General features: G+C 63.4%; 6 protein-coding genes. 3 read left to right on the top strand and 3 right to left on the bottom strand.

The window, feature by feature from the left end; genetic code table 11:
• Positions 1 to 303, top strand: a 303-nt coding sequence (locus AC1DJT_RS34495; RefSeq protein WP_476835847.1) for a flagellar hook assembly protein FlgD, incomplete at its 5' end; no start/stop codon positions are given.
• 104 nt (positions 304 to 407) lie between these two features.
• Complete coding sequence (sciP, locus tag AC1DJT_RS34490) at positions 408 to 683, top strand: CtrA inhibitor SciP (protein ID WP_476835846.1); 276 nt, start codon at positions 408 to 410, stop codon at positions 681 to 683.
• A gap of 84 nt (positions 684 to 767) precedes the next feature.
• On the opposite strand, the gene AC1DJT_RS34485 is transcribed toward sciP, so the two are convergent.
• Genes AC1DJT_RS34485 through AC1DJT_RS34475 form a run of 3 tightly spaced genes read right to left on the bottom strand, consistent with a single transcriptional unit; the run spans position 768 to position 3,211 of the window.
• A complete protein-coding gene (locus tag AC1DJT_RS34485) occupies positions 768 to 2,603 on the bottom strand; it encodes a carbamoyltransferase family protein (RefSeq protein WP_476768098.1) in 1,836 nt (611 codons plus the stop codon).
• A gap of 10 nt (positions 2,604 to 2,613) precedes the next feature.
• Complete coding sequence (locus tag AC1DJT_RS34480) at positions 2,614 to 2,763, bottom strand: DUF5989 family protein (RefSeq protein ID WP_162835449.1); 150 nt, start codon at positions 2,761 to 2,763, stop codon at positions 2,614 to 2,616.
• Positions 2,764 to 2,776: 13 nt separating this feature from the next.
• A complete protein-coding gene (locus tag AC1DJT_RS34475; RefSeq protein ID WP_441489570.1) occupies positions 2,777 to 3,211 on the bottom strand; it encodes an SxtJ family membrane protein in 435 nt (144 codons plus the stop codon).
• A gap of 252 nt (positions 3,212 to 3,463) precedes the next feature.
• On the opposite strand from AC1DJT_RS34475, the gene fliF reads away from it, so the two are divergent.
• The coding region (fliF, locus tag AC1DJT_RS34470; protein WP_476835845.1) for a flagellar basal-body MS-ring/collar protein FliF at positions 3,464 to 4,918 on the top strand (1,455 nt) is incomplete at its 3' end.

Raw genomic sequence — 4,918 nt, 5'->3', positions numbered from 1 at the left:
TCCGCGACCATCACCATCAAGAATTCCACCGGTAGCGTCGTCCAGACCTTGACCAGAAACCTCGATGCGGGCGACCAGACCTACAAGTGGGACGGCAAGACCTCGACCGGCGTGAATGCGCCTGAGGGCGATTACACCATCAGCATCGATGCCAAGGACACCACCGGGCAGGCGATGACCGCCAAGACCCAGATCAGCGGTGTGGTCGACGGCGTCGACTTCACCAGCTCGATCCCGATGCTCAAGATCGGCACCATCAGCGTTCCGATCGACAAGGTGAAGACCGTGGTGCGGGGGCAGTGAGCATTCGTGCCGATACCGAAATCCGCGCTATCGCTTTAGGCAATTCTTAAAGCCGCGGTCTTAAGGTCAACACAACTAGGTCTGTTGAGTTGTGTGAGTGTATCATGACCGAGCCGTTGCGACCGCGGGTGAAGTATGTGATCGGCCCGGACGGAAGTCCGCTGACGATTGCCGATCTTCCGCCAATGAATACGCGCCGCTGGGTCATCCGGCGTAAGGCTGAGGTGGTTGCTGCCGTGCGCGGTGGCCTGCTCAGCCTTGAAGAGGYCTGCCAGCGCTATACCCTGACTGTCGACGAGTTCCTGAGCTGGCAGATGTCGATCGACCAGCACGGGCTCGCCGGGCTGCGCACCACGCGCATCCAGCATTATCGTCAGTAAACCGGTGGAGCGGAGCGCTCGCGCTTTGCCAGATCGGTCCTGTCCGGGCACAAAGGGCGCGCTGCGAGGCGCGCCTTTTGCGTTTCAGTCGAGCTCGAAGGCTTCCTTGTAATCGAGCTTGAGGCCGGGATCCTGCACCTCCTTGCGGAGGATGCAGTTGCCGGCGACGAGGACCTCGATCTCCGACCCCATGAAGCAGCGGAAGGCGTCGGTGGCGTTGCAGATGATGGGCTCGCCGCGCACGTTGAAGCTCGTGTTGACCAGAACCGGGCAGCCGGTCAGATCCTTGAAGCGGCTGAGCAGCGCATGATAGCGCGGGTTGGTATCCTCATGCACCGTCTGGATGCGTGCGGAATAATCGACATGGGTCACGGCCGGAATGTCGGAGCGCGGCACGTTGAGCTTGTCGATGCCGAAGAGGGCCTTCTCGGCTTCGGTCATGTCGCGGCGGCGCTCTTTGCGCACATCGGCGACGAGCAGCATATAGGGCGAGTCCGTATCGAGCTCGAACCAGGTCCCGACATCCTCGCGCAGCACCGATGGCGCGAAGGGGCGGAAGCTCTCGCGGTACTTGACCTTGAGATTCAGCGTCTTCTGCATCGCCGGCGAACGTGGATCACCGAGGATCGAGCGGCCGCCGAGGGCGCGCGGACCGAATTCCATGCGGCCTTGCATCCAGCCGACCGCCTTGCCCTCGGCCAGCGCCTGCGCGGTGGCCTCGATCAGGGCGTCGTCACCAAGAAACTCGAAGCGCGCGCCGGCAGTCGTCAATTCGGCCTCGATCTCGGCTTGCGCGAAGCTGGGGCCGAGATAGCTGCCCAGCATTGAATCCCCGCCGCCTGGATTGAGCCTTCGCGGGTGGCCACCGAAAAGGTGATAGCCGGCAAGCGCTGCGCCAAGCGCCCCGCCAGCATCGCCGGCCGCCGGTTGGATCCAGAGGCCGTCGAAGACACCCTCACGCAGGAGCTTGCCATTGGCGACGCAGTTCAGCGCGACGCCACCCGCCAGGCACAGGTTCTTCTGGCCGGTTTCGGCCCGCACCGAACGGGCGAGGCGGAGCACGATCTCCTCGGTCACCGCCTGGATCGAGGCAGCCATGTCCATGTGAAACTGGGTCAACAACTGTTCGGGCGCACGCACCGGCTGACCAAACAACGCGGCGAAGCGCTCGTTCGTCATGGTCAGGCCGGTGGCGTAGTTGAAATAGCTCTGATCGAGCTGGAAACTGCCGTCCGGCTTCAGATCCACCAGTTTTTCGAGCATCAGGGCAGCGTAGCGCGGCTCGCCATAGGGCGCGAGGCCCATGACCTTGTACTCGCCGGAATTGACCTTGAAGCCGATGTAATAGGTGATGGCCGAATAGAGCAGCCCGAGCGAATGCGGGAAGTGCAGCTCCTTATGGATCTTGAGATCGCTGCCCTTGCCGATGGCGAGCGTCATCGTCGCCCATTCGCCGACGCCATCCATGGTCAGGACGGCCGCGTCCTCGAAAGGTGAGGGGTAGAAGGCCGAGGCCGCGTGCGAGAGATGGTGCTCGGTGAAGAGCAGTTTCTCGGCATCGAAGCCGGGCGCGATCTTGCGCAGTTCCTTGCCGATGATGTGCTTCTGGAACAGCTTTTCACGCAGCCAGAGCGGCATCGCCATGCGGAACGAGCTGAAGCCGCGCGGGGCGAAAGCGAGATAGGTCTCTAGAAGTCGCTCGAACTTGATGAAGGGCTTGTCGTAGAAGACGACCGCGTCGAGTTCGTCCAATCCGCAGCCGGCAACCGAGAGGCAGTACTCGACCGCGCGATGCGGAAAATCGGCATCGTGCTTCTTGCGGGTGAAGCGCTCCTCCTGAGCGGCGGCCGCGATGGTGCCATCGACGACGAGCGCGGCGGCGCTGTCGTGATACAGGCCCGAGATCCCCAGAACGCGCATGCGGGCCCGATCAGAACAGGGTGTAGACGAAGGGCGCCACAGCGCTGCCATGCGTCAGCACGAGCAGGCCGCCGAACAACAGGCTGATCAGCAGGATCGGGATCAGCCAGAACTTCTTCCGGGCCTTCATGAAGCGGAAGAACTCTCTCAGAAACGACATCAGTGCTGTCCCATTAGAATTGATCTTTCATCGAGAGCGGCTCTGGTCCCGGCGGATCGCGGTGGACCCAGTAGCTCGCGACTTCAGGCTTGCGCCGAAGTCTCAGGAAATCCTTGCCGAGAAGCCGGGCCAGCAGGCCGATCGGCGTGAAGACGACGAAGAACAGAAGTCCGAGGACGATCGGGTTGACGACGCTGGCGAGCAGCAGTCCGAAGCGGGTCCACAGCTTGTTCAAAGGTGCGAGCAGCGAAGCGCGCACCAGCGTGATCCCGAGAAAGACCGCGGCGATTCCGGCGAGCCATGGCCACGCTCTGCCGTGGTGCCAGCCATTATAGAGGGCCAGCAGCGCAAACACGCCGGTGAAGACGAACCCGAACGAGCGATCGCTCGATCCCTCGACAGCCCCGTGTCCGGAGCGGAATTCGTGATGCTCGCCTTGGCCTGCCACTCGGTTCTCCTCCGACGTTGCGTGCTGTCTAGACGATAATCGGGGTCGGAGGAAACGGGATTTGCCCGGTCTGGGCTCCTGAACGCCGGCCCGCGAGGCGGGCGACGGCTGCCGAGACACAGGCCCATCAACAGCATTCTTTACAGCCCGCTCCCGGAAATTAACGGGTTGCTAACCATGCACTGGGAAAAACTTGCCTAGTGAGCGGCGTTGCGCGCGTTGCTCTGACGGGGTTGTGAAACGGATGACGGCGTGAACGGGATCGTCGAGCAGTTTACGAAATTCGGAGCGGCCCGGCTGGCGGCGATGCTGGCCGTCACGCTCGCACTCGTCGGCTTCTTCGGCTTCGTCATGCTGAAGATGTCTCAGCCCGCCATGAGCGTGCTGTTTTCGGATCTGTCGACCCAGGATGTGAACGCCATCCTGAAGGATCTCGATACCCGGGGCATCAAATACGAACTGCGCAGCGACGGTCAGACGGTGCTGGTCGCCAAGACGGATGTGCCGCGCCTGCGACTGGACCTTGCCGGCAAGGGCATCCCCTCCGGCGGCGGCGTCGGCTACGAGATCTTCGACAAGGGCGATGCCTTCTCGTCGACCAGCTTCGTCCAGAACATCAACCATCTGCGGGCGCTCGAAGGCGAGCTGTCGCGGACCATCCGCTCGATCGGCCGGGTGCAGGCGGCGCGCGTCCACCTCGTCATCCCGGAGAAGCGCCTGTTCGAGCGTGATCGCGAACCCCCGCGCGCCTCGATCGCGCTGAAGCTCGCAGGCGAACTCGATCCGGCCCAGGTTCGTGCGGTTCGTCACCTCGTGGCCTCCGCCGTCGACGGCCTGAAGCCGGAGCGCGTCTCGATCGTCGACGAGCGTGGCCGGCTGCTGGCCGATGGCGCCCAGGGTGAGCAGGGGCTGGCCGGGCTCGGGCTCGACGAGCGGCAGACCGCGATCGAGAAGCGGATCAAGACACAGATCGAGGACATCGTCGCGAGCATCGTCGGCCAGGGGCGGGCGCGCGTGCAGGTTTCGGCCACGCTCGACAGCAATCGCATCGAGAGCCGGTCCGAGACCTTCGATCCCGAGAGCAAGGTCATCCGGTCCAGCCAGAATCGTACCGAGAATTCCGCCACCAACGAGGCGCAGAACGGCGCCGTCACCGTCGGCAACGAGTTGCCCGGCGCGCAGCAGCAGGGGCAGAACGCCCAGAACCAGCGCGATGTCTCCGCCAAAAACGAAGAGGTGGTGAACTACGAGATCTCGCGCACGACTCGGACCGAGGTCCTCGAGGGTGGGAGGGTCAAGAAGCTCTCCGTCGCGGTGCTGGTCGATGGCAGCTATACCCGTGGCCAGGGCAGCGAGCTCGGCTATCAGCCGCGCAGCCCGGAAGAGCTCGAGCGCATCAACCAGCTGGTTCGCACCGCTGTCGGCTTCGACCAGGCCCGCGGCGACAAGGTCGAGGTCGTCAATCTGCGCTTTGCCGAGGCTCCTCCGGCCGTTGCCGACCTCACCGAGCAGACGATGATGCAACAGCTGATGTCCTTCACCCGGGAGGACGTCATTCGGCTCTTCGAGATGGGCGTCATTTCGCTGCTGACCCTGATCGTGCTGATGGTGGTGGTGCGTCCGCTGCTGAAGCAGGTGCTGGCAAGCGACAAGTCGGTGCGCCCGATCCCGACTTTCATGCGCAACGGCGTGGCAATGATCCAGGAC

Source organism: Allobosea sp. 05T422_2, assembly GCF_056396265.1.
Note: the sequence above shows the minus strand (reverse complement) of the source record. Positions and strands in the feature narration are given on the sequence as shown.

Excerpts from the sequence above, each read along its gene's own strand:
- AC1DJT_RS34480 (WP_162835449.1), bottom strand. The coding sequence starts at position 2,763 with ATGTCGTTTCTGAGAGAGTTCTTCCGCTTCATGAAGGCCCGGAAGAAG.
- AC1DJT_RS34485 (WP_476768098.1), bottom strand. The coding sequence starts at position 2,603 with ATGCGCGTTCTGGGGATCTCGGGCCTGTATCACGACAGCGCCGCCGCG.